General features: G+C 58.5%; 24 protein-coding genes. 15 read left to right on the forward strand and 9 right to left on the reverse strand.

Going from position 1 to position 22045, the window contains the following annotated elements:
• Positions 1–54: 54 nt before the first annotated feature.
• Positions 55–792 carry a rhomboid family intramembrane serine protease gene (locus CFBP6623_RS07625; RefSeq protein ID WP_046798296.1) on the reverse strand — a complete coding sequence of 246 codons (738 nt, stop codon included), beginning with the start codon at positions 790–792 and terminating at the stop codon, positions 55–57.
• Positions 793–1149: 357 nt separating this feature from the next.
• On the opposite strand from CFBP6623_RS07625, the gene CFBP6623_RS07630 reads away from it, so the two are divergent.
• The 3 genes from CFBP6623_RS07630 (at position 1150) to CFBP6623_RS07640 (ending at position 3889) form a co-directional block, all read left to right on the forward strand.
• Positions 1150–1707: a PAS domain-containing protein gene (locus CFBP6623_RS07630; RefSeq protein WP_080842031.1), complete on the forward strand. Its 558-nt coding sequence runs from the start codon at positions 1150–1152 to the stop codon at positions 1705–1707.
• Between the two features lie 184 nt (positions 1708–1891).
• A complete protein-coding gene (locus CFBP6623_RS07635; RefSeq protein WP_046798294.1) occupies positions 1892–2509 on the forward strand; it encodes a PilZ domain-containing protein in 618 nt (205 codons plus the stop codon).
• Positions 2510–3283: 774 nt separating this feature from the next.
• Positions 3284–3889, forward strand: coding sequence for a transglutaminase-like cysteine peptidase (locus CFBP6623_RS07640; protein WP_046798293.1), 606 nt, complete (start codon positions 3284–3286; stop codon positions 3887–3889).
• Positions 3890–3978: 89 nt separating this feature from the next.
• On the opposite strand, the gene CFBP6623_RS07645 is transcribed toward CFBP6623_RS07640, so the two are convergent.
• Together CFBP6623_RS07645 and CFBP6623_RS07650 are read right to left on the reverse strand one after the other, a co-directional pair.
• Positions 3979–4416 (reverse strand): DUF1489 family protein, encoded by a 438-nt coding sequence (locus tag CFBP6623_RS07645; RefSeq protein ID WP_080842030.1) that lies wholly within the window; start codon positions 4414–4416, stop codon positions 3979–3981.
• Positions 4417–4481: 65 nt separating this feature from the next.
• Entirely contained in the window at positions 4482–5885 is a 1404-nt protein-coding gene (locus tag CFBP6623_RS07650; RefSeq protein WP_046798291.1) for an L-serine ammonia-lyase, read from the reverse strand.
• On the opposite strand from CFBP6623_RS07650, the gene CFBP6623_RS07655 reads away from it, so the two are divergent.
• Both CFBP6623_RS07655 and CFBP6623_RS07660 read left to right on the forward strand, forming a co-directional pair.
• Positions 5884–6330, forward strand: coding sequence for a hypothetical protein (locus tag CFBP6623_RS07655; RefSeq protein WP_162249004.1), 447 nt, complete (start codon positions 5884–5886; stop codon positions 6328–6330). The genes CFBP6623_RS07650 and CFBP6623_RS07655 overlap by 2 nt on opposite strands.
• 265 nt (positions 6331–6595) lie before the next feature.
• Entirely contained in the window at positions 6596–6946 is a 351-nt protein-coding gene (locus CFBP6623_RS07660; protein WP_046798290.1) for a hypothetical protein, read from the forward strand.
• A gap of 321 nt (positions 6947–7267) precedes the next feature.
• Here the strand turns inward: CFBP6623_RS07660 and CFBP6623_RS07670 are convergent, their stop codons facing one another.
• On the reverse strand, positions 7268–8032 hold the full coding sequence (locus CFBP6623_RS07670; protein WP_046798289.1) for a phosphodiester glycosidase family protein: 765 nt from the start codon (positions 8030–8032) through the stop codon (positions 7268–7270).
• 107 nt (positions 8033–8139) lie between these two features.
• Positions 8140–8301 (reverse strand): entericidin A/B family lipoprotein, encoded by a 162-nt coding sequence (locus tag CFBP6623_RS07675; protein ID WP_003495552.1) that lies wholly within the window; start codon positions 8299–8301, stop codon positions 8140–8142.
• Between the two features lie 190 nt (positions 8302–8491).
• Between CFBP6623_RS07675 and CFBP6623_RS07680 the strand changes: the two genes are divergently transcribed.
• Together CFBP6623_RS07680 and CFBP6623_RS07685 are read left to right on the forward strand one after the other, a co-directional pair.
• Entirely contained in the window at positions 8492–9268 is a 777-nt protein-coding gene (locus tag CFBP6623_RS07680) for a formyl transferase (protein WP_046798456.1), read from the forward strand.
• An 88-nt stretch (positions 9269–9356) separates the two neighbouring features.
• Entirely contained in the window at positions 9357–10277 is a 921-nt protein-coding gene (locus tag CFBP6623_RS07685; RefSeq protein WP_046798288.1) for a methylenetetrahydrofolate reductase, read from the forward strand.
• A 49-nt stretch (positions 10278–10326) separates the two neighbouring features.
• Here CFBP6623_RS07685 and CFBP6623_RS07690 read toward each other — a convergent pair whose 3' ends face one another.
• Complete coding sequence (locus CFBP6623_RS07690; protein ID WP_170979853.1) at positions 10327–11265, reverse strand: LysR family transcriptional regulator; 939 nt, start codon at positions 11263–11265, stop codon at positions 10327–10329.
• A gap of 242 nt (positions 11266–11507) precedes the next feature.
• Between CFBP6623_RS07690 and CFBP6623_RS07695 the strand changes: the two genes are divergently transcribed.
• Positions 11508–11726 (forward strand): DUF1127 domain-containing protein, encoded by a 219-nt coding sequence (locus CFBP6623_RS07695; protein ID WP_046798454.1) that lies wholly within the window; start codon positions 11508–11510, stop codon positions 11724–11726.
• Positions 11727–11997: 271 nt separating this feature from the next.
• Positions 11998–13038 carry a GlxA family transcriptional regulator gene (locus CFBP6623_RS07700; RefSeq protein WP_046798287.1) on the forward strand — a complete coding sequence of 347 codons (1041 nt, stop codon included), beginning with the start codon at positions 11998–12000 and terminating at the stop codon, positions 13036–13038.
• Between the two features lie 274 nt (positions 13039–13312).
• Here CFBP6623_RS07700 and CFBP6623_RS07705 read toward each other — a convergent pair whose 3' ends face one another.
• Positions 13313–14788, reverse strand: coding sequence for an NAD(P)H-hydrate dehydratase (locus tag CFBP6623_RS07705; protein WP_046798286.1), 1476 nt, complete (start codon positions 14786–14788; stop codon positions 13313–13315).
• A gap of 358 nt (positions 14789–15146) precedes the next feature.
• Between CFBP6623_RS07705 and CFBP6623_RS07715 the strand changes: the two genes are divergently transcribed.
• From CFBP6623_RS07715 to hspQ, 4 genes are all read left to right on the forward strand, one after another.
• Positions 15147–15485, forward strand: coding sequence for a P-II family nitrogen regulator (locus CFBP6623_RS07715; protein ID WP_003508042.1), 339 nt, complete (start codon positions 15147–15149; stop codon positions 15483–15485).
• A gap of 72 nt (positions 15486–15557) precedes the next feature.
• Positions 15558–16967, forward strand: a complete 1410-nt coding sequence (gene glnA / locus CFBP6623_RS07720) for a type I glutamate--ammonia ligase (protein ID WP_046798285.1) — start codon at positions 15558–15560, stop codon at positions 16965–16967.
• Positions 16968–17064: 97 nt separating this feature from the next.
• A complete protein-coding gene (locus CFBP6623_RS07725) occupies positions 17065–17985 on the forward strand; it encodes a DMT family transporter (protein ID WP_062653903.1) in 921 nt (306 codons plus the stop codon).
• Positions 17986–18074: 89 nt separating this feature from the next.
• Positions 18075–18404, forward strand: a complete 330-nt coding sequence (gene hspQ, locus CFBP6623_RS07730) for a heat shock protein HspQ (protein WP_046798283.1) — start codon at positions 18075–18077, stop codon at positions 18402–18404.
• 91 nt (positions 18405–18495) lie between these two features.
• Here the strand turns inward: hspQ and CFBP6623_RS07735 are convergent, their stop codons facing one another.
• A complete protein-coding gene (locus CFBP6623_RS07735; RefSeq protein ID WP_046798282.1) occupies positions 18496–19152 on the reverse strand; it encodes an invasion associated locus B family protein in 657 nt (218 codons plus the stop codon).
• 133 nt (positions 19153–19285) lie between these two features.
• Positions 19286–19438, reverse strand: coding sequence for a hypothetical protein (locus tag CFBP6623_RS26755; protein ID WP_156316070.1), 153 nt, complete (start codon positions 19436–19438; stop codon positions 19286–19288).
• A 56-nt stretch (positions 19439–19494) separates the two neighbouring features.
• Between CFBP6623_RS26755 and CFBP6623_RS07740 the strand changes: the two genes are divergently transcribed.
• A complete protein-coding gene (locus CFBP6623_RS07740; protein ID WP_046798281.1) occupies positions 19495–21342 on the forward strand; it encodes an extracellular solute-binding protein in 1848 nt (615 codons plus the stop codon).
• 27 nt (positions 21343–21369) lie between these two features.
• The gene (locus CFBP6623_RS07745; protein WP_046798280.1) at positions 21370–22038 is read left to right on the forward strand and encodes a DsbA family oxidoreductase; all 669 of its coding nucleotides are present in this window, start codon (positions 21370–21372) and stop codon (positions 22036–22038) included.
• The last annotated feature ends 7 nt before the right edge of the window (positions 22039–22045 follow it).

Here is a 22045-nt window from a genome sequence, read left to right on the forward strand (position 1 = left end):
GAGCGTGATCGCTTCGATGCGCCGTCACAAACCGTGGCACACCTCTGCTCGGCTTTAGCGCAGTGGGCGATCAAACAGGCCGAAGAACAGGAAGCCCAGCAGGAACCCGAAAACATGCGCGTCCCAGGCGATTTCACCACCGACATCGCCGAACAATGGTATCCCGACCGCGATAAGCACATTGCCGAACAGCCACATCAGCGTGAAGATCAGCACGGTGCGGTTGGAAAGCGCCTCCAGAATACCCTGCCGCGGCATCAGATGGCCGAAAGAGGCGTTGTAGCCACCACGGGCGGGAAAAACAAAACGGCAGGCTGCTCCCATCAGTGCCGAGACGACGCCGGACGCGCCGATCAGCACCGTGACATCGCCCCAGTTCAACGCCGCATGGCCGAAGGCCGAAACGGCGGCGGAAATGCACCATAACAGCACGAAGCGCAATGTTCCGATCCGGCGCAGAACCGGTGCACCAAAGGCCATCAGCCACAATCCGTTAAACAGAATATGTTCGATGCCGCCATGCAGGAAAGAATAACTTACCGGCGTCCAGAGCCATTCCAGACCCTGCTGGGAGAAAGGCACGGCATACCGCAGTGGAATGAAGCCAAAGGTGAAGATGAACCAGTTGCTGCCATCCTCCGACAGCAGATAGGCAGGAACCACATAGGCAACCAGGAGCGCCGCCAATATGCCAACGAGAAGCGGCGGCAGGTTGAAGACGGGATTGTTCGTGTCGTCTTTCGGCTCCGGCGTTTCCGAAACCGGCGGCTGTTCGCCGTCCCCGTAGGACATGATCGCATCCCTGTCTTGTCGAAATTTCTATCTTCCGAGCAATATAGGAAGCCCGGACGAAAAAAAAGCCGTCCTGCCTTTCAGGCAACTGACGCCAGAACCGGGGCCGGTTCAAGCGCCGCCGCCAAAGGCAGTCCGGCTTGCGGCGACGCCGTTAAACCACGAGCGCTGCCATCAATTGTGCTGACCGGAGCTTGTCCCCGACATGGCCGCACCGATGCCACGGGCTTTGTCGTCGCGCAATATCAACCCTTTGTTAACCTTAACAAAACTGGCTGGCACGAAAATCGCTACACCTCCCAATACAGGCGTTCGGATGGACATGATGTCCCAAAAGCGAACATGGAGAACGGTGCTATGAAAAGCATGGCCGGACTGGACATATATAACTATTGGGACGAGCTGCGCGGCAACAGGCCCGCCCCCCGTCGCGAAGACATCGATCCCGCAAGGTTGAAACATCATCTCGGTGATCTCTTCATCCTGACGGAAAAGGGAGAGGAAGCGCCCTTCTTCCGTCTCGCCGGCACGCGCATCTGCGACCTGTTTGGCCGGGAATTGCGCGACCGCCCGTTTTCGGAACTGTGGCCGGCGGCAAAAGCCGTTTTCCCCTGCCGCGTCGCGCGCGGTATCCTGCAACATCAATTGCCCGTCGTCTTCGATGTCGAGGCGGAGGATGACTTCGGCGCAGCACCGCTGACATTCGAGATGCTGTTGCTGCCGCTGCGCACGGACGAAGGCGCCGCCCCGCGGCTGCTCGGGGCCTTGCTTCCGGCACATCCACGTCATGAATTCGCAACCTCCATCCATTGCCTTTGGATGAAGAGCAGCCGCCTGCTGCAAATGGATATCGCGCAGACGCAATATTCGGCAAACGCACATGCTGCTGTCACACCGTTCGCAGGCAGCTGTTGACGGGTCCGTTCCTCCTTCAATGCAAGGACGGACGGTGCCCGGCAACCCGGAATCTTTGCTGAAAAATAGGTCAAAACTGTAACGATATCGCCGATAGTAAGAATTGTAGATATCAAGAAGTACAGTCTGTTAACCCGCGCAGAGTAGAGATTTCTCATCATCATCCGTTACAATTGCGCTGTCCATGTTTTCATCTCGTTCGGTCAACACTGCCCAAATCCTGCGTCCGGTTGAAGAGGTCTCCCTCGACGCCGCCGTCGTCGTGTCCTTTTCCGGCCGCCTCATGTTGCCCGACCACGAAGAATATGATTGCACCGCAACCGAGATGACCGCCGAAAGAGCGCAGTTCACCTGCTCCGGCATGGCTCGCAATGGTGACCGCGTCATCGCTTATCTCCAGCATATCGGCCGGATCGAAGGCTCGGTGACGTCGCTTACCGCCTCCGGCTTCGTCATCACCATCAATGCACCGGAGCGCAAGCGGGAGAAGCTCGCCGCGCAGCTGGCATGGATCGCCAAACGCCAATTGCTCGGCCTGCCGGAAGACCGCCGCCACGACCGATTGACGCCGCGCAATGCCAAGGCGCATCTGGTTCTGGAAGATGGCGTACTCGTCTCCTGCCGGCTGATCGACCTTTCCCTGTCCGGCGCGGCCATCGAAGTCGAAAACCGTCCGCCGCTCGGCAGCCGGGTCCAGCTCGGCAAGAACATGAGCGGCAAGATCGTGCGCCACTTCATGGAAGGCGTCGCGGTCGAATTCGACCGCGTCCAGTCACCGGACGCGCTGATCGAATTTCTCTAAAGCACCGCCTCGAAACGTGCGCAGCCACTAACAGCCGCAAATCCATAATATCAGGAATGGGCAACATTCCTGGCGCCCCGACTTCCGTCACGCTGAATGTGCGACGGCTGTGCCCCCGGTATTGACGGGCATCTGTTGCGGCTTGTCTTTTTCGTCGCCCGGCCTTTAGCCAGAATCCAGCCAGCCAAGCCCTTGACCTCGCGGAAGTCTCCCTGTCGCGTCGCCCCGTTTCCACGGGCTTCCGATGCAGGGGTGAAACGGCGAGATTGAAACACCTCAGCGCGGGATACCGTCCCAGCCTTCACTTTCCATCCCTCCGGATGCGCGGCGTGGCATGCCAAACTCTTCAATTTCCGGGTCGGCAAGGGCCGCACATCGAGACGGAAAGCGCCCGCTCAAACATTTTTTCCCAGAAAAAGCAGTTTTTTTGAAGTTTTTTTCGCCGCTTTTTCAGGGCGTCCCAAGCTGAAACATCCATCCCAAAACGGGAAATCCGTTCCCTGCCCGGCTTCTCCGGAAGACTTCACGCGGCTGTGAAAATCACCCCGCACAGAAAATCGCTGTCAATACAGCGGTATAAATGGCTACCAAAAGCCTAAGGCCGCGATCCGTAAAATTGTAATAAAATTTGCTTCGAATACCCGTAAAATTTGACTCAAATACAGTTCAAAACAACGGCTAATTTGCTGAAATTTAAGCTCAAATTGCCTCTCGCAAATTTCCGCCGGATCAAAATATACCTGCGAATGTCTCCTCAACACGGGGAGACAAGCAATGAACAACAACCGTATCGTTTTCGTCCTGATCGCATTCATCGTCAGCGCCTTCGCCCAGCAGGCCAGTGCTTCGCCGGCTGCCGTCATGCGCGTCATCGGCAAGGCCAACCCGCCGATCGGCCATTATGAGTTCTGCCAGACCTATCAGAGCGAATGCCAGGCGACCTCGGTGGACACCGGCCCGATGAAGCTGACCGAAGAGCGCTGGAAGGCGATGCTCGACGTCAACTACACCGCCAACACCACGATCACACCGATGACCGACATGGAAATCTACGGTGTTGAAGAGCGCTGGGCCTACCCCACCACGGTTGGTGATTGCGAAGACTTCGTGCTTCTGAAGCGCAAGATGCTGATGAACAAGGGCTTCTCCGCTTCCAACCTGCTTATCACCGTCGTTCTGCAGCCGAATGGTGAAGGCCATGCCGTTCTGACCGTTCGTACCGATCGCGGCGATTTCGTACTCGACAACATGCGCAACAAGGTCATGAACTGGTCGGAAACCGAATATACCTACCTGAAGCGCCAGGACACCGCCAACCCCGGTCGCTGGGTGAAAATTCAGGATGGCCGCGCCACCAATGCGGTTGGCGGCATCCGGTAACACCAGCGAACCCCAATACCGTCTCCCCAATGAAAAAGCCGGCTCCGCAAGGAGGCCGGCTTTTTCATTTTCGTAGAGACCCACAAGCGTCAGAGCAGGCCAAGCTCGGCAAGTTCGCGCCTCAGGTCGAATGGCATGTCCTCACCGCCGAAACCACCGCCGCCGAGATCGCGTGGCGCCTCCTCGTCCTTGAGGTAACGCCAGCCCTGAAACGGCCGCTTCGGCGCAGGTGAGGTCTCAATCACTTCGGGGCCGAGAATGAGATCGCAGCGGGTAATCCCGTCTTCCCCCTTGAAGGAACGGAGATCAAGAAGCTTCTGCCGCGCCTGCACCTGCCCCTTGATGACCCAGTAGAGCGAGCCGCCACCCAGCAATTCCTCGGCCCTTTTCGGGATCATGCGGGTGGTATGCACACTGTGCGGTTCCAGGCCTGCGGCCATTGCGGTCAGCGAGCGCTGCGCGACCCAGTCTCTCAAATCCTGGAGTGAATCCGCGCCAACGCAAAGTTTGATGAGATGTAAAGGCATATCCCTATCAATGCCTTTTTGCGGCAGGCGTCAAGCATCTGGACGATGCCGGCCGCCCTGCCCGCTCAGCACTCCACAACGTTGACGGCAAGGCCGCCGGTGGAGGTTTCCTTGTATTTATCGCTCATGTCGTTGCCGGTCTGGCGCATGGTTTCGATGCAGGCATCAAGCGGCACGAAATGCTGGCCGTCACCCTTCAGCGCAAGCGACGCCGCCGTCACCGCTTTCACGGCGCCCAGCGCATTACGCTCGATACAGGGCACCTGCACCAGCCCGGCAATCGGGTCACAGGTCATGCCGAGATGATGTTCGAGCGCGATTTCAGCGGCATTTTCGATTTGTTCGGGCGATCCGCCCATGACGGCCGCAAGACCCGCTGCCGCCATGGCCGCCGCCGACCCGACTTCGCCCTGACAGCCCACTTCCGCGCCGGAAATCGAGGCATTGTGCTTGATGATGCCGCCAATCGCCGCCGCCGTCAGCAGGAAGTCACGCACGTCGTCAACCGTTGCATCCTCATGGAAGTGCCGGAAATATCGGACAGTGGCCGGAACGACGCCCGCCGCACCATTGGTCGGCGCGGTGACCACCCGGCCACCGGCGGCATTTTCTTCGTTCACGGCCATGGCGTAAACGCTCAGCCAGTCATTCGCCATGACAGGATTGAACCGGTTGCTGCGCCATTCCGCATTCAGCTTTTCGTAAATGGAACGGGCACGACGGCGCACCTTCAGGCCGCCCGGCATGATGCCGTCGACTTTCAGCCCGCGCTCGATACAGCCGTCCATCGCTTCCCATATCTGGTCAAGCCGGTCGTTCAACTCGTCGCGGGAAACCACCGTCTCCTCATTCGCCCGTTTCATCTGGGCGATGGTACGGCCGGAACGGGTTGCCATATCAAGCATTTCCTTTGCCGAGGCGAAGGGATAGGGCACACGCGGACCATTATCGATGGTTTTGCCGCGCTGCTTGATCGCTTCCAGTTCCGTATCGGTTACGACGAAACCGCCGCCGACCGAATAATAGATGCGCTTGATCAGCAGCCTGCCCTGATTGTCGAAGGCGGAGAAGGTCATGCCATTGGCATGGCCAGGCAGCGGGTTCTTCTTGTCGAACACCAGATCCTCGGCTGCCCGGAATTCGTAGGTCGGATGTCCGGGCGGCGTTACCGTTCCGGCCTTTTCCACCGTCTCGATGATCGCATCCATGGCGTCGGGATCAACAAGGTCCGGCCGCTCGCCGGTCAAACCGAGAATGACGGCACGCCCGGTGCCATGGCCAATGCCGGTAAAGGCGAGTGAGCCGTGCAGGCTGACCTTCAGCCGCGAAACGCTGGCACCGGCAGGGCGCGGCCACTCATCGCTGAGGATCAGCGCCAGAAAGCGATTGGCCGCCGTCATCGGACCCATCGTATGGGAACTTGAGGGACCGATACCGATCTTGAAGACGTCAAAGACCGAAAGAAACATGAAGTTTTTCCTGACTGATGGATTCCACCATCATCATATCCAAAGCCGCGACGGATCGCCACCACAGCATAGGATGCAAAATCTATCGGGATTTTCGGAGAAATCCGGCGCTTCGGCAAGAACGAAGAGCGTCACCGGCTTTTGCGGCTGCGACATGCAGGTCGCAGAAACGAAAACAGCACGGTTTCCAGAGGAAACCGCGCCGTTTCAAAACCCGTCAATTCAGGAGAAGTGCTTATGGGCTGCCAAAAATGTACGTCAATGCGAGAAAAGCGGCAAAGCCTGCAAGTGCGCGCAAGGTAACGCCCCAGCAGGATTTCTGAGCGGTTTCTTCCATGATTACTCCAGCTATTCACTCTCCGGGGGATCTTCAAGACCCGGCCCGTTGGAAGAAGCATTTATTAAAATCCGGCGACGAAGGCAAATGCAAAAAGCGGCTAAATGAAGGCTTTTTCGACGGGCTGCCATTCGCCCCGCGCATAGGTACATGAAAAAACAAGGTGTTAGAGCGCGGCTTCCAAAACCGGCATTTCGGCCTTCGCCTCAATTTAGGCTAAAGTGTAACCGTTATTTAAAGCTTTTGCACAAACACCTGTTGAAAACCTTTGTCGCCGGCACGGTAAAGTCGAATTTATTCCGCCGCCACCGCGCCTTGAAAGCACAACACCTCTGCTTTATCGACGACGGATAACGACAACGGGACTCACTTCATGCAGCAGGCATCTTCCTTTCCCGATCGCGAAACGGTCGCCTCGAAACTGACGTCGCTTGTAAGCGAGGACAAGGCATGGGTGTTGTTGCTGATGGAAAACGCCTTGCAGGATGAAAACCTGCTGGCCGGCCTCAATCTTTATCTCGACCAGCAGGCCAATGCCCGCTTCCTCAACAGTCTTAAGTTGGAGGCCGCCGGTGAATGGCTTGGCGCCAACGCCCCCGCCCGCCTGCAGATTCGCCTCGCGGAAACCGCCAGAACCAGCCAGCACCCCGCTTATCTGGCCTTCCGCAAGGGGCTGACAGCATCGGCAGGTCTTGAAAAGGCCTACCCTAAAGCGCCGATCTGATCTTCCGGCGGAGCATGATGATTGGAGCGGGATTTCGGGCGAAAACCTGTTCTGGTCGTGATCTTTCACGAGGTTGCCCATTGACAACGGGTCGAGGGTGCATGGGGCTTCCCCCCCTCTGCCCTGCCGGGCATCTCCCCCTCAAGGGGGGAGATCGGCAAGCGGCGCTACCACCGCTTCATTCGCCGGCGCTGAGATGGGCGAGACCTTGCCGCAGATCGATCTCCCCCCTTGAGGGGGAGATGTCCGGCAGGACAGAGGGAGGTAAGCCCCACGCACCCTTGACCCGTTGCCAATGGACAACCTCCTGAAAGCGAACATCTAATCCGGCACCCGGTCAACAACGGCGATGATCGGCCCCATGGGAAACAGCATGTCGCGCCGCTTCATTGCGGGAATATCGACACTGGATATGGTGCCGTCGAGATAAAGCGCGTTGGGCGCATCGAGCACATCCCGAAACAGCGTGGCAAAATCGTAGAAGCGCACGGTATTTTCCGAAATGGCGAAATGCACCATGCCATCGCGGGAGACGCCGACGCCGTTGCGTCGCTTCAGGCTGTCGCTGTCGGGCAAAAATCGCGGATGCAGCTTTCCGTCGATAACCAGCATCGGCCCCGACTGGGTGGCGAAATCCGGCTTTGGGTCTGCCGCCAGATAGGCCTCGGTCTCCAGCACGGTGGCCGTCGTGCCTTTCAGATAAAACACGCCATTGGGCAGAAGGTGAAAATTGCCCCAGCCACCCCGGGTGCTGATCGACGAACGTTCCACGCCATTTTCGACAAACAGGCCAACCGGCGAATAGTCGGAATGATACATGCCGCCATTCATGGCGAAGATGCTGAACATATGCTGCCGCCAGAGCGCGGAGGACAGGTCGGCGAAGGAGCGATACCCCTGCCCGGAGACGTGATCGCGATCATAGATCCGGATGGTATTCTTTGCCGGATCGAAGCTGCACACGGTGTAGCGACCGCCCGCATGGTCCATGCTTTTGCAAAAATCCACCTGCCCGCCGGCCTGCGCCGAAAACGGCAACAACAATGGTAACAGCAGCTTCGCCAGTCTTTTCATCGATCCGTTCATGCCCACCCCGTGATTCTCGTCAGGGGAACATTCGCAGGGAAATTCAGTCAAAGAAAAGGCGTCACCCACGCTTCAGGGTGACGCCGGAACATTTAAGGGGAGTGCCTTTAGCGGCGGGCAGCGCGGTCCACATTGCGGCCGGCGTCCTGCGTTGCATCAACGGCATTCGCCGTATCCCGGCCCATGCCACGGATGGTGTTGCCGCAAGAGCTGAGCGTCACGACGGTCAACAAGGCCACGAAAACGGTCGAAAGAATGCGTGTAATCATTGAAATAACTCCCCTATGACTTGCCGTCCAAGGCAAGCGCCGATGTGATATGCGTCACAATAACGTGAGTCCCGAAAATCGGTTCCAGCGGCATTTCAAAAAATCCAGTCGATGAAAATTAACAGGGTTTTGAAGTTCACGAGGGAAACTCCACACCTGGATAATGGCTGAGGAAAATATCGTGGGTGATATGACTGAGATCAACAATCGGCTTCTGGTGATGACGGCAGGCGGCGTGAACCCCAATATCATGATCAATGCGCTTGCCGCCCATTTTCCGGATATTCACGTCTTTGTCGAACAACCGGAAAGCAAATCCGTCATTCTCAGGCGGCGGGCGCGTCGGCTGGGCTGGATTGCCGCCGCCGGCCAGATGGCGACGATGGTCGCCTCTCGCCTCGGCAAACGTTTCACGGTTCGAAGAAGCCATGAGATCATCGCCGAGCATGGCCTTTCCGCCGAACTGGGCCATACCGTTCCCATCACGCAATTTGCCTCGCTGAACGACGAGGAATGCCACAAGGCCGCCAATCAGTTGAAGCCGGCGGCAATCTTCACCATTTCCTGCCGCCTTCTCAAGCCCGCGACGCTGCAGGCCCTGCAATGCCCGATTATCAATTTCCACGCCGGCATCAATCCTGCCTATCGCGGCCAGATGGGCGGGTATTGGGCGCTGGTGGAAAAGGACCGTGGCAATTTCGGTGCAACCGTACATCTGGTTGACAAGGGCGTGGATACCGGCGCCACGCTTTACGAAAAACGGCTGAAACCCTCACCTTCAGACACGATTGCCACCTACCCGCTGCTTCTCACCGCCGCCTCGGTGGATATTGCCGTCAACGCCGTCGAAGATGCATTATCCGGCAGCCTCGCACCACAGCCGCCCTCACCCGGAAAATCGGTATTGCGCTTTCCACCGACGATCTGGACCTGGCTATGGAACGGCCTGACGAAACGGATCTGGTGATCCTTCGCTGCACCGCGGTGCCAAGCTTCGTCGCAGATGCAGGGCTGTCTTGCCGCATCAGGCACAGACGGCATCGAAAAAACGGTGCATGATAATCAAAAGGATCATGCACAAATTGCTCGACATTTCCGCCTCCTCCATCATCCCCGCCTCCATCGAAGCCTCACCCGCACAGGTGCTTGGCCCGGCAAGCCTTGCCGGTCTCTTTCCGCAGGGCGTGCGTGTCTATCTGACCGACACCGGCGCGGCCTCACAGGTCAGGCTCGTTGATGCGGCGAGACATCTGCGCGATCTCGGTTATGAGCCCGTGCCGCATCTTGCGGCGCGGCGCATCCCGTCGCGCGTGGAGTTTGAGGAACAGGTGAAGCGGCTGGCGGGCGAAGCGGGCGTATCGGATGTGCTGGTTGTCGGCGGCGGCGTCGACAGGCCCGCCGGTCCCTTCGCTTCCAGCATGGATATGCTGTCGTCAGGCATTTTCGACCGCTATGGAATGAAGCAGATCGCCATTGCCGGCCACCCCGAAGGCAGCCCGGATTTCAGCGAGGAGACGGCAGTTGCCGCGCTGCGGCTGAAGCGTGATTTTGCGCAAAGAAGCGATGCGACGATGCGCATCGTCACCCAGTTCGGTTTCGATGCAGCCCGTTTCATCGCCTGGGCGGAAGGGCTTGTTGCATCAGGCATCGACCTGCCGGTGCATATCGGCGTTTCCGGCCCGGCCAAGATCACGACGCTGTTGAAATATGCAGCACTTTGCGGTGTCGGCAATTCCATCGCTTATCTGAAGAAAAACGCGCTCTCCCTCACAACGCTGGCAAAGGGTCATTCGCCGGAAAGCGTCGTCGGACCGATCGAGCGGCACTGGCAGGCCAATCCGCAAGGGCCGATCCGGCAAATTCACGTCTTTCCCTTTGGCGGCTTGCAGAATTCGGCCGACTGGCTGGTCAATCGCGGAAGCTGGCAAACGGGCGGCGCCGACCGTTCGGCATCGCCGGATTCCGTCGCGGTTTGACACCATGTCCGCCTGCGCCCCGCTTCAAGGCCGCGCAGGCCCGGTCATGTTACGCCGCCTTGGCAACCTCGACAAAGGCGCTGCGAATGCTCTCCGCCACCGCAAGCACCGGACGCGACGCCTTGTCGCCCATGATCAGGCGAATATCGAAGCAGCCGAGTTCCGGCAGGCCTTCCTTGTCGCCCAGAATGACCATGTCGTTTAACACATAGGATCGCGGCAGCGGCGCGATGGCAAGATCGGCGGCAATCGCCGCGCGCTGCGCCATCGTATGGCCGCTGAGATAAGCCACCCGGAAATTGCGCCCGCGCCTCTCCAGCGAATTGATCGCCTCCGAACGCCAGATGCAGCCTTCTTCCCAGATCGAAATCGGTAGAGGGTCACGCAGATAAGCGGTGCCGCATTTTGCACCCGCCCAGACGAGACGTTCGCGCATCAAAACCTCGCCCGTATCCCTGAGCGGATGCGAGGCACAGTTGACGAGCGCAAGATCAAGCCGTTGCTCGTCCATCCGCTTGTAGAGATTGGAGCTGGAATCGATGGTGACGTCGATCATGATGCCGGGGAAAGCCTCGGCAAAGCGCTTGAGAATGCCCGGCAGCAGGCCACGCTCCCCGATATCCTCCGGCGCGCCGAGACGCACCACACCGGATAGCTCGGGCATGACGAAACGTGACACGGCTTCATTGGAGAGCGCGATCATGCGGCGCGCATAGGTCAGCAGCGTCTCCCCATGCGCGGTCAATGTTACCGAGCGGGCATCGCGCAGGAACAATGTCGTCTTCAACTGTTCCTCAAGCTTCTTGATCTGCATGGAAACGGCTGAGGGCGTCCTGAACACCACTTCCGCAGCGGTGGAGAAATTTCCCGTTTCCGCAATCGCGACGAAGGTTCTCAATATGTCGTTATCCAGCAACGGCAGCGGTTGGCGGAAAGTTACGGTCATGGCACGTACCTTCAAATATTTTGATTTATAGATGGATATCATTTCGTTTGATTGAATGTCAACTGGCGCGCACCATCCGGGACATCGAATGACAGGACCGAAAAAAGCCCTGCTGTCATGAAGCGCCGAACTCCCCTTATGTGATGACGCGCAGCCGGCGGGCCATGCCAGTAAGTCATTACGATAATTGATGAATGATATGAAATTCATTCTCTTGTTTGATGAAATATGCAGGCGCATATCGAAGGCGCAAATCAATCGTGGTTCAGGAAAGGATCAAGGACATGACCATGATACACTATCTCCCGGCGGCGAACCGCTCTCCGCATCGTCCCTCTTCCGGCGGCTGGCTTCACCGCCTGTCAGGCCACGTTTCCGCTCTTTACAGATCATGGCGTCGTGCACGGATGCTGCGCGCACTTGAGGCATTGCCGCCTGAAACATTGAAGGATATCGGATGGCCGACGACAGACAATTACCGCACAAACGCCATCCGCAAATGACCTCTGACCGGTGGCTCGCAGCCATTTTAAGACTTGCGAGCCATCTCTTCCCGTGCCAATACGCTCCGGCAACGGCGTAAAAAAGCCTGCCTGTTTTACATGCGACACGACGCCTTTTTAAAAGGCTTGTCGCAAATTTTGCATATTTCAAAAGCGATTTTTTGACAGCCCCGATTCCACGGCGTATTTTTCGTTAAAGATGTCGGAAACAGGACATCCAGAAGACCGATTCCAAGGGAGGAATTGCGTATTCGCAACGGAGCACGGGCAAATGAGCAAAAACTCCCAGAAGAAACGCTCAATCGTCTTTTTTCTCATTCCGCAATTTACCATGCTGCCCTTTGCCGCAGCGGTTGAAACGCTTCGCATCGCCAACCGAATGTTGGGCTATCAAGCCTATGAATGGCGCATCGCCTCACTCGATGGCCAGAAGGTCATGTCATCGAGCGGCATCTGTCTCGAGGTCGACACCTGTCTCGCTGATGAGCGTCGGTATGTTACCGGCGAGAACCGCGCAGAAATGGCAATCATCTGTTCGGGTATCGATGTGGATCAGCACATCAACAAGTCAGTCAACGCCTGGCTGCGCGAAGCCTATAATCGCGGCATCGCCATCGGCAGCCTCTGTACCGCCGCCCATATCCTTGCGCAGGCTGGCCTGCTGAACGGCAAGCGCTGCGCAATCCACTGGGAAAACCTGCCAGGTTTTTCAGAAGCCTTTCCGCAGGTGGAAGTTTATGCCGACCTTTTCGAAGTCGACAGCAACATCTACACCTGTGCCGGCGGCACGGCCTCGCTTGACATGATGCTGAGCCTGATCGGCCAGGATTTCGGCGAAAACCTCGTCAACCGCGTCTGCGAACAGCAATTGACCGACCGGGTGCGCAGCCCCAATGACCGCCAGCGCCTGCCGCTGCGCGCCCGCCTCGGCGTGCAGAACAGCAAGGTCCTGTCGATCATCGAATTGATGGAAGGCAATCTCGCCGAGCCGCTGTCGCTGCTTGACATAGCCGATGCCGCCGATCTGTCACGCCGGCAGGTGGAACGCCTGTTCCGTCAGGAAATGGGCCGCTCGCCCGCCCGCTATTACCTTGAAATCCGCCTCGACCGCGCCCGCCACCTGCTCGTGCAATCGGCCATGCCGGTGGTCGAAGTCGCCGTCGCCTGCGGTTTCGTCTCGGCCTCGCATTTTTCCAAATGTTATCGCGAAATCTACAATCGCACGCCGCAGCAGGAACGCGCCGAACGCAAGCTCTTGATCAGCGCCTCGCGAATGGCGATGGCGAGCCAGGGTGGCAAAGCCGCGCATTGAAGACCCGGCCTTAAAAAGCCTCGGGCACGATGGCAGGCAGATCGAAGACAAAGCACCTCCGTCATGCCGGACTTGATCCGGCATCCAGCCACGGCGCGTCTGCGCCGTGAAAGAGTCTCTCGCGATCAAGGACTTGATCGCGTTGGACACCGGATCAAGTCCGGGGTGACGGAGTACGGATGATGGAACTGTGCCAAAAAACACAAGTTCAACGAGCTGCTAGCTGCCCGCAGAAACCCGACCCAAATCCTTACCCCAACACCATCAGAGGAACTCACCTAAACGGCCGAACCGCGTGGGCAAGATCCTCCGCCGTCATGCCGGCGCCTGCCCTGTTGCCCGCCTCACCATGCAGCCAGACCCCGGCAGCCGCCGCCTCGAAGGCAGGCGCGCCCTGCGCCAGCAACGCGCCGATGATACCGGCCAGCACATCTCCCGAACCCGCCGTTGCAAGGCTCGCCGGCGCATTGGTGTTGACCAGCACCCGCCCGTCCGGCGCGGCGATCACCGTATCCGCGCCCTTGTAGACCAGCGCGGCGCCGCTACGCGCCGCGGCGACCTGCGCCTTCTCGATCTTGCTCAATCCGGCATCTGCGGCAAGATCGGGAAACAGCCGCGCAAACTCGCCCTCATGCGGCGTCAGGACAAATTTTCCCGTGCCGGACGTGACGCGCTCGAACAGCGCCTCCGTATGATCCTTGAAAGCCGTGATCGCATCGGCATCCAGCACCACTGCCCTGTCTCCGAGCAGGGACACGAATTGCCGCGCCTTGTCCAGATCACCAAAACCCGGGCCGAGAACGAAAGTGCCGTGACGCCGATCCTCCAGCCAAAGCCGAAGATCATCGCTATTGTCCATGGGCGCGTTCATCACCGCCGTCAGCGTCATCGAAAGCACGTCGAGCGCCGCTTTCGGGGCAGTGACAGTGACGATCCCCGCCCCCGCCTTCAGCGCCGCAAGCGCCGTCATGCGGCTTGCGCCCGTCGCATGGGTCGGGCCGGAAAAGACGGTCAGGTGCCCACGCCGGAACTTGTGTGTCTCCATATCGGCGCGCGGCAAGGCGTGCCCCCAGACAAGCGGATGGTTTTCAGCCACCGATCCCGCATGTGCGGCAAGGATGCGGGCGGGAATGCCGATATCGAAGACTTCCAGCGCCCCGCACAGCTCCCGCCCCGGCATCAGCAGATGGCCGGGCTTGCGCGCCATGAACGTCACCGTGCGCTGCGCTTTGAATGAGGCACGGAGAGGCGCACCCCTGCGGCCGCAAAGGCCCGAAGGCAGATCAACGGCAAGCACAGGAACGCCCGCCTTCGCCACCGCCTCGATCACATCGGCAAGTTCGCTTGGAATATCACGCGACAATCCGGCCCCGAAAACCGCATCAATCACCATGTCGCCGCCAAGAGGCACATAATCGCCAAGCGGCAACGGCGTTACCCCGCTCCGCTCAAATGCCGTTCGCGCATCGCCCTTCAGCGCGGCAGTATCACCGAGATGATAAACCGCAACGGCCGCGCCGCTCTGCAAAAGCACCCGCGCCGCGACATAGCCGTCTCCGCCATTATTGCCGCCACCGCAAAGCACGACGAAACGCAGCGCCTGCGGATAATGGCGCAGGGCCGAGGCGGCAACCGCCTGCCCCGCCCGCTCCATCAGGTCATACAGCGGAATGCCGGATTGCCCGGCCGCCGCATCGATGCGGGCCATCACGTCAGGGTCGATCAGGAAGAGCTGTGGAAGGGATGTCATGGGCCGATCATCCCTTCAAAACGCCGGAAAGGCAATCGATACAAAAATAAGCAGATCCGCGTGACTGAATAATAGTCAAATGCATAAAATATAAACATACCGGCAAAACACCCGTGTCGAAACTCAAAATATAAGAGATTACTAAAATAATACAAATCAACAGAAATACGGATGGATTTTTGGGATTTCCGAGAGAAATTCGCCGGAAACCCGCCAAAAGCGAATGCATTTTGTCCCGGAAAGCCGAGCGGGCGAAGTTTTTTCTTCAAGCCCGCTTCCGATCTGGCACAATACGTGCATTCTTGTGGCAGAGCGGGAAGAACCTGCTTTAACGGGAGAAGCGGAGAGATATTTTCTCATGAAAAAGATCGAAGCGATCATTAAGCCTTTCAAGCTCGATGAAGTGAAGGAAGCCCTTCAGGAAGTCGGACTTCAGGGAATCACGGTCACGGAAGCAAAAGGCTTTGGTCGTCAGAAGGGCCACACGGAACTTTACCGCGGTGCGGAGTACGTTGTGGACTTTCTGCCGAAAGTGAAAGTCGAAGTCGTATTGGCGGACGAGAATGCGGAAGCCGTCATTGAGGCGATCCGCAATGCGGCCCAGACCGGACGTATCGGCGACGGAAAGATTTTCGTTTCCAATATCGAGGAAGTCATCCGCATCCGTACCGGTGAAACAGGCGTGGACGCCATATAATCAAGAAGGTCCCGGGCCGGGGAGGCTCAGGCTTTTCACCTCGTCATCATCACACTCAAGGAAAACGTTTAAATGACGACCGCAAACGATATCTTGAAGCAGATCAAGGATAACGACATCAAGTTCGTGGACCTGCGCTTTACCGACCCCAAGGGCAAGCTGCAGCACGTCACCATGGATATTGTCTGTGTGGACGAAGACATGTTCGCCGATGGTGTCATGTTCGACGGCTCCTCGATCGCCGGCTGGAAGGCCATCAACGAGTCCGACATGGTGCTGATGCCCGATCCGGCCACCGCCCATATCGACCCGTTCTTCGCCCAGTCCACCCTGGTCGTCCTTTGCGACATTCTCGACCCGGTCTCGGGCGAAGCCTATAACCGCGACCCGCGCGGCACCGCCAAGAAGGCCGAAGCCTACCTCAAGGCATCTGGCATCGGCGACACCGTCTTCGTCGGCCCAGAGCCTGAATTCTTCGTCTTCGACGACGTGAAGTACAAGGCCGACCCTTACAACACCGGCTTCAAGCTGGATTCGTCCGAACTGCCGTCCAACGACGACACGGACTATGAAACCGGCAACCTCGGCCACCGTCCGCGCGTCAAGGGCGGTTATTTCCCGGTTCCGCCGATCGACAGCCTGCAGGACATGCGCTCCGAAATGCTGACGGTTCTGGCCGAAATGGGCGTCGTCGTCGAAAAGCACCACCACGAAGTGGCTGCCGCGCAGCACGAGCTGGGCGTGAAGTTCGACACGCTAGTCTCCAGCGCCGACAAGATGCAGATCTACAAGTACGTCGTGCACCAGGTCGCCAATGCCTATGGCAAGACGGCAACCTTCATGCCGAAGCCGATCTTCGGCGATAACGGCTCGGGCATGCACGTTCACCAGTCGATCTGGAAGGGCGGCAAGCCGACCTTCGCAGGCGACGAATATGCCGGCCTGTCTGAAAACTGCCTCTTCTACATCGGCGGCATCATCAAGCACGCCAAGGCCATCAACGCCTTCACCAACCCGACCACCAACTCCTACAAGCGTCTGGTGCCGGGTTATGAAGCGCCGGTTCTGCTGGCCTATTCCGCCCGCAACCGTTCGGCATCCTGCCGTATTCCCTTCGGCTCCAACCCGAAGGCAAAGCGCGTCGAAGTCCGCTTCCCGGACCCGACCCAGAACCCCTATCTCGGTTTTGCGGCCATGCTGATGGCCGGCCTCGACGGTATCAAGAACAAGATCCACCCCGGCAAGCCGATGGACAAGGACCTTTACGACCTTCCTGCCAAGGAACTGAAAAAGATCCCGACCGTCTGCGGCTCGCTGCGCGAAGCGCTCGAAAGCCTCGACAAGGATCGCAAGTTCCTGACCGCCGGCGGCGTGTTCGACGACGACCAGATCGACTCGTTCATCGAGTTGAAGATGCAGGAAGTCATGCGTTTTGAAATGACCCCGCATCCGGTCGAATTCGACATGTACTACTCGGCCTGATCGGCCTATCGAGCGCTCCCCGGGGCGCTCGATTCATCTCGGCGGTTTTCCCCGGAAAGCCGCCGTTTTCTTTTGAAGCCCAGCCATATCGCGAAGAATGTCAAACAAGCCAGCCTCTCAGCAAACCCGCCTCACGGACTGGCTCATCTTTCTGGCTGTGCCGTTCTTTTTCTCCAGCAACGTCATTTTCGGCCGCGGCGTCGTCGGTGAGGTCTCACCCTTCATCGCCGCCTTCATCCGCTGGATCGGATCAACCCTCATCATCGCGCCGTTCATGGTCGCCGACTGGCGCAACTGCCTGGCTTTCCTGCGCCACAAAACGCTGCTGTGGCTCGTACTCGGCATTCTCGGCATGGGCATCTGCGGCGGCGTGGTCTATTGGGGCCTGACCATGACGACGGCTGCCAACGGCACGCTGATCTACACGACATCGTCGCTGTTCATCATCCTCTTTCAGCGCATCTTTCAGGGCCGACGCATCAGAAAGCTCGAAGTGGCGGGCATGATCATCGCCTTTGCCGGCGTGGCGGCCATCGTGCTCAAGGGCGATATGTCCGCTCTATGGCACATGAATTTCAACATCGGCGATTTCGCAATCCTCACGGCAGCCATCGCCTTTGCGATCTATTCGCTGCTGCTGCGCGACCCGGCGGCCCGGCAGATGGCCTCCTTCAGCCTCTTCGGCCTGATTGCGCTTTCCGGCGCGCTGGTGCTTCTGCCGCCAGCGGCCCTCGAACTGGCGCAGGGCGGAATGCTGCCCGCCACACCGATGGCCTGGGCGAAGATCGGCGGCATCATTCTTTTCGCCTCGCTGCTCGCCTTTTATTGCTTCACCCATACGGTGCGCGTTTTCGGCCCGGCAACGGCCGGCATCACGCTTTATATGATGCCGCCGGTCTCGATCATAATGGCAACGTTTTTCCTTGGGGAGAGCTTCGAGACCTATCACGCCATCGGCATCGTGCTGGTCACCGGCGGTGTGGTCATCGCCACCGCGCCAATCGGCCGGAAGGCCTGAGCGGCGGACGGCAATATGGGCGGGATACCCCCAGCCCTTGATATTTCGCATTCCACCCCCAACTATTAGTGGGAAAGGAAGTTCATGCCATGAAACAAAGAGACGCAAAATTCACGCTTGGCGAGATCGTCCGCCACAAGGTGTTTCCGTTCCGCGGCGTGGTCATTGACGTGGACCCGGAATATGCCAATACCGAGGAATGGTGGAACGCCATTCCCGCCGATATCAGGCCGGATCGCGACCAGCCCTTCTATCATCTTCTGGCGGAAAACGAGGAGACGGAATATGTCGCCTATGTTTCCGAGCAGAACCTCGTCCACGACGAAAACGAGACGCCGCTTAGAAATCCCAATATCGGCCGCATCTTTGACAAGGCGCCGAATGGTGAATGGCGTCCGAAGATGTCGACGGCGCATTGACGCAAGTCTGAAATCCCCACCCCTCCCAAGGGCATAAAAAAACCGGTCTGTCGCCAGACCGGTTTTATTATTCTTGACGCTGGTGCAGCGATCAGGGCTTCGGCGCGGTCTTGGCGGCGTCCTGAGCGGCTTCCAGCTTCTTGCGGGCCTCTTCTGCCTTCTTCTGCATGCCTTCCTGCAGGCTGCGCTGGCTTTCGGCCAGCTGCGACTGGGTGATGGCAGCGCCGTCATAAGCACCGGTGAAACCGGTCAGCGCGATCTTGATGGGGTTCGGCGCGCGGCGGAAGTTGATGGAGGTGAAGACCACCTCGCTACCCTTCTTCAAGGAAGCAATCATGGCGTCCGTCAGCGGAACTTCAGCCGTGCACTTGTCGGGAAGGCAAACGGCGTAATCGAGCTTCTGGCCCTTGCCGCCGTCGATCTGCATCATCACGCCCGGAGGAATGAGACGCGCGGTCGGAACGGAAACCTGCAGCAGCTTGCGGTTGACCTTGCCTTCGACGGTGATGAGGCCGACAGCGGTGATCATCTGGCCGTTCTGGGCGAGAACCACGTTCTGCACGACGCAGACATCGTTGTCTTCCTGCTTGGAGCAGGTCTTGAACCAGCCGAGCGGCGGAGCGCCGGCGCCCTGAGCGGCGGGAGCAGCATCCTGTGCCTGCGAGATGGCCGGAGCGGACACTGCGCCGAGAGAAAGGACCAGAGCGGACAGAGCCGTCCGGGTGAATGTGTTTGCCTTTTGCATCATAAGAGTTCCGTCTCCTGAATGTCTGCCAGAACAGAACCGCTAAGGTCCTGTTCGCCGATGGCGGTATCCTTCTGCCCGTTCAACTGTCGTTTAAATGAGGCAAATGCGTGACCCGTCTCTTCCGGCCACCCTGTTACATGCCGATCGCGGCGATATCCAGCACTTCTTTAACTTTTTCTTGAGGTGGGCCAAGATTTCCCGCCCGCGCATGGGTCCAGCCATGGGCCTGTGCTACATATTTGCCAGAATCATAACGAAAACCAATCATAACGAAAAAACCAATCATGACGATAAACCGATCATCATGACAAATCGGACGGACAGTTGAGACAGGATAATAACATGCGCAACCTTGCGGCCCTCATCCCCGCATTGTTTCTTTTGGGTTCATCCCTGCTTCCCGCCGGGAGCGCCCAGGCGCAGCCGCTTCACGGCATTTCCATGCACGGCACACCGTCGCTGCCGGCGGACTTCCGGCACTTCCCTTACGTCAATCCGGACGTTAAAAAAGGCGGCCGCATCTCCTATGGCGTCGTCGGCACCTTCGACAGCCTCAACCCCTTCGTTCTCAAGGGAATGCGCACCACCGCGCGCGGCGTCTGGGACCCGGAATTCGGCAACCTGCTCTACGAACCGCTGATGCAGCGTTCCAGCGACGAACCCTTCAGCCTTTATGGCCTGCTGGCCGAAACGGCTGAGTGGGATGAGGAGCGCAGCTTCATCCAGTTCAACATCAATCCGAAGGCGAAATGGTCGGATGGCGAGCCGGTGACGCCCGACGACGTGATCTTCACATTCAATCTCCTGAAGGAGAAAGGCCGCCCCCCCTTCAACAGCCGTCTCGACGGCGTGGCGAAGATGGAAAAAATCGGCGATCACGGCGTGCGTTTCACCTTCAATGAGAAGGCGAACCGCGAAACGCCGCTTATTCTCGCCTCCTCCACCCCCATTTTGCCGAAACATGCAATCGACCCGGAAAAATTCGAACAGGCGGGCCTCGGCGCTGTCGTCGGCTCGGGTCCATACCGAATCAAGACGCTGCGGCCGGGAGAACGAATCACCTGGGAGCGGAACCCGGATTATTGGGGCAAGGATATTCCGAGCAAGGTCGGCTTTGAGAATTACGACGAGATAACCGTCACCTATTTCCTTCAGGTCACCACCATGTTCGAGGCCTTCAAGAAGGGCGATATCGACATTTACCCCGAAGGCGACGCCATCAACGGCACCTCCGATACCTCGCATTGGGGGCAGGCTTATAATTTCCCCGCTGTTCATCGCGGCGATATCGTCAAGGATGTGTTCCAGCCGCGGCTGCCTTCAGGCATGTTCGGCCTGGTGTTCAACACCCGCCGCGCCGTCTTTGCCGATGAAAAGGTGCGCGAGGGACTGTCCTATGTGCTCGATTTCGAGTGGATGAACAGGAACATTCTCGGTGGCGCCTTCAAGCGCACGCAGAGCTACTGGCAGAATTCGCCGCTCGGCGCCTTCGGCAATGCCGCCGATGCGCGCGAGCTTGCACTGCTGGGCGATGCGGCGAAAACCATGCCGCCGGAGCTTTTGGCGGGAACCTATGCCATGCCCACCACCGACGGCACCGGTGCGGACCGCAAGGTGCTGAAACTGGCCGTCGATAAGCTGAAAGAGGCCGGATACAGCATCAAGAACGGCAGGATGTCCGACGCCAATGGCCGTCAGCTCGCCTTCGAGATCATGACGCAGAACCCGGCGCAGGAGCGCATAGCGCTTGCCTATCAGCGCTCCCTCAACCTGATCGGCGTCGCCATGGGCATCCGCTCGGTTGATGACGGCCAATATCAGGCCCGCTCAAACAGCTTCGATTATGACATGATCATCCGCTCCCTGCCCTCCTCGCTTTCGCCGGGGGCGGAGCAGCTCAACCGCTGGAGTTCGCTCTCGCGGGATGCGCAGGGCAGCTTCAACTATGCGGGGGCCGCTAATCCCGATATAGACCGGATGATCGAGGCCCTGCTGCAGGCCCGTTCGACGGAAGATTTCCAGGCAGCCGTGCGCGGTTACGACCGCCTGCTGGTTGCCGGTCACTACGTCATTCCGCTCTATTACATCGGTGCGCAGTGGATCGCCCGCTGGAAATATATCGACCGCCCGGATATCACCCCGATATCAGGCAATCAGAAACAGACCTGGTGGGATGCGCGGGCGCAATAACCGGTCCAGACAAGGGAAGATAAAACCATGGAACGCATCGTTATCGACGTCGTATCGGATATGGTCTGCCCCTGGTGTTATCTTGGCAAGGCAAGGCTCGATCTTGCCATTGCCGAGGTGCAGGACGAGATCAGCGTCGACGTGAACTGGCGTCCCTATCGCCTCAATCCAGACTATCCGCCTGAGGGCGTCGACCAGAAAGCCGCTCTCGAGGAAAAGCTCGGCAAGGAGCGTCTGGAGCAGGCGCATGCCAGCCTGGTGCAGCTCGGCAAGGAAGTCGGCATCCACTATGATTTCGATGCGATCAAGATCGGCCCGAATACACTCGACGCACACCGCCTGTCGCTCTGGGCCCATTCGGAGGGCCGCGACATTCAGGAAAAGATCGTCACCGGTCTGTTCAAGGCAAATTTCGAGGAAGGTCGCAATATCGGCGATCACGCCGTGCTGACCGATATAGCCGAAAAGGCCGGCATGGACGCCAAGGTCGTGGCGCGGCTCCTGGCATCCGACGCGGACAAGGATACGGTTGTCGCTGAAATTGATGCGGCGCAACAAATGGGCGTTGCAGGCGTGCCGTTTTTCATCCTCGACCAGAAATATGCCATCAGCGGCGCGCAAACGCCTGATGTATTGATTGCTGCACTGCGGGATATTGCAAAAATCAAGACGGACGAGCATAAGTCGATGAACTGACGGTCGA

The sequence above is a fragment of the Agrobacterium tumefaciens genome (assembly GCF_005221385.1).
Classification (GTDB): Bacteria; Pseudomonadota; Alphaproteobacteria; order Rhizobiales; family Rhizobiaceae; genus Agrobacterium; species Agrobacterium tomkonis.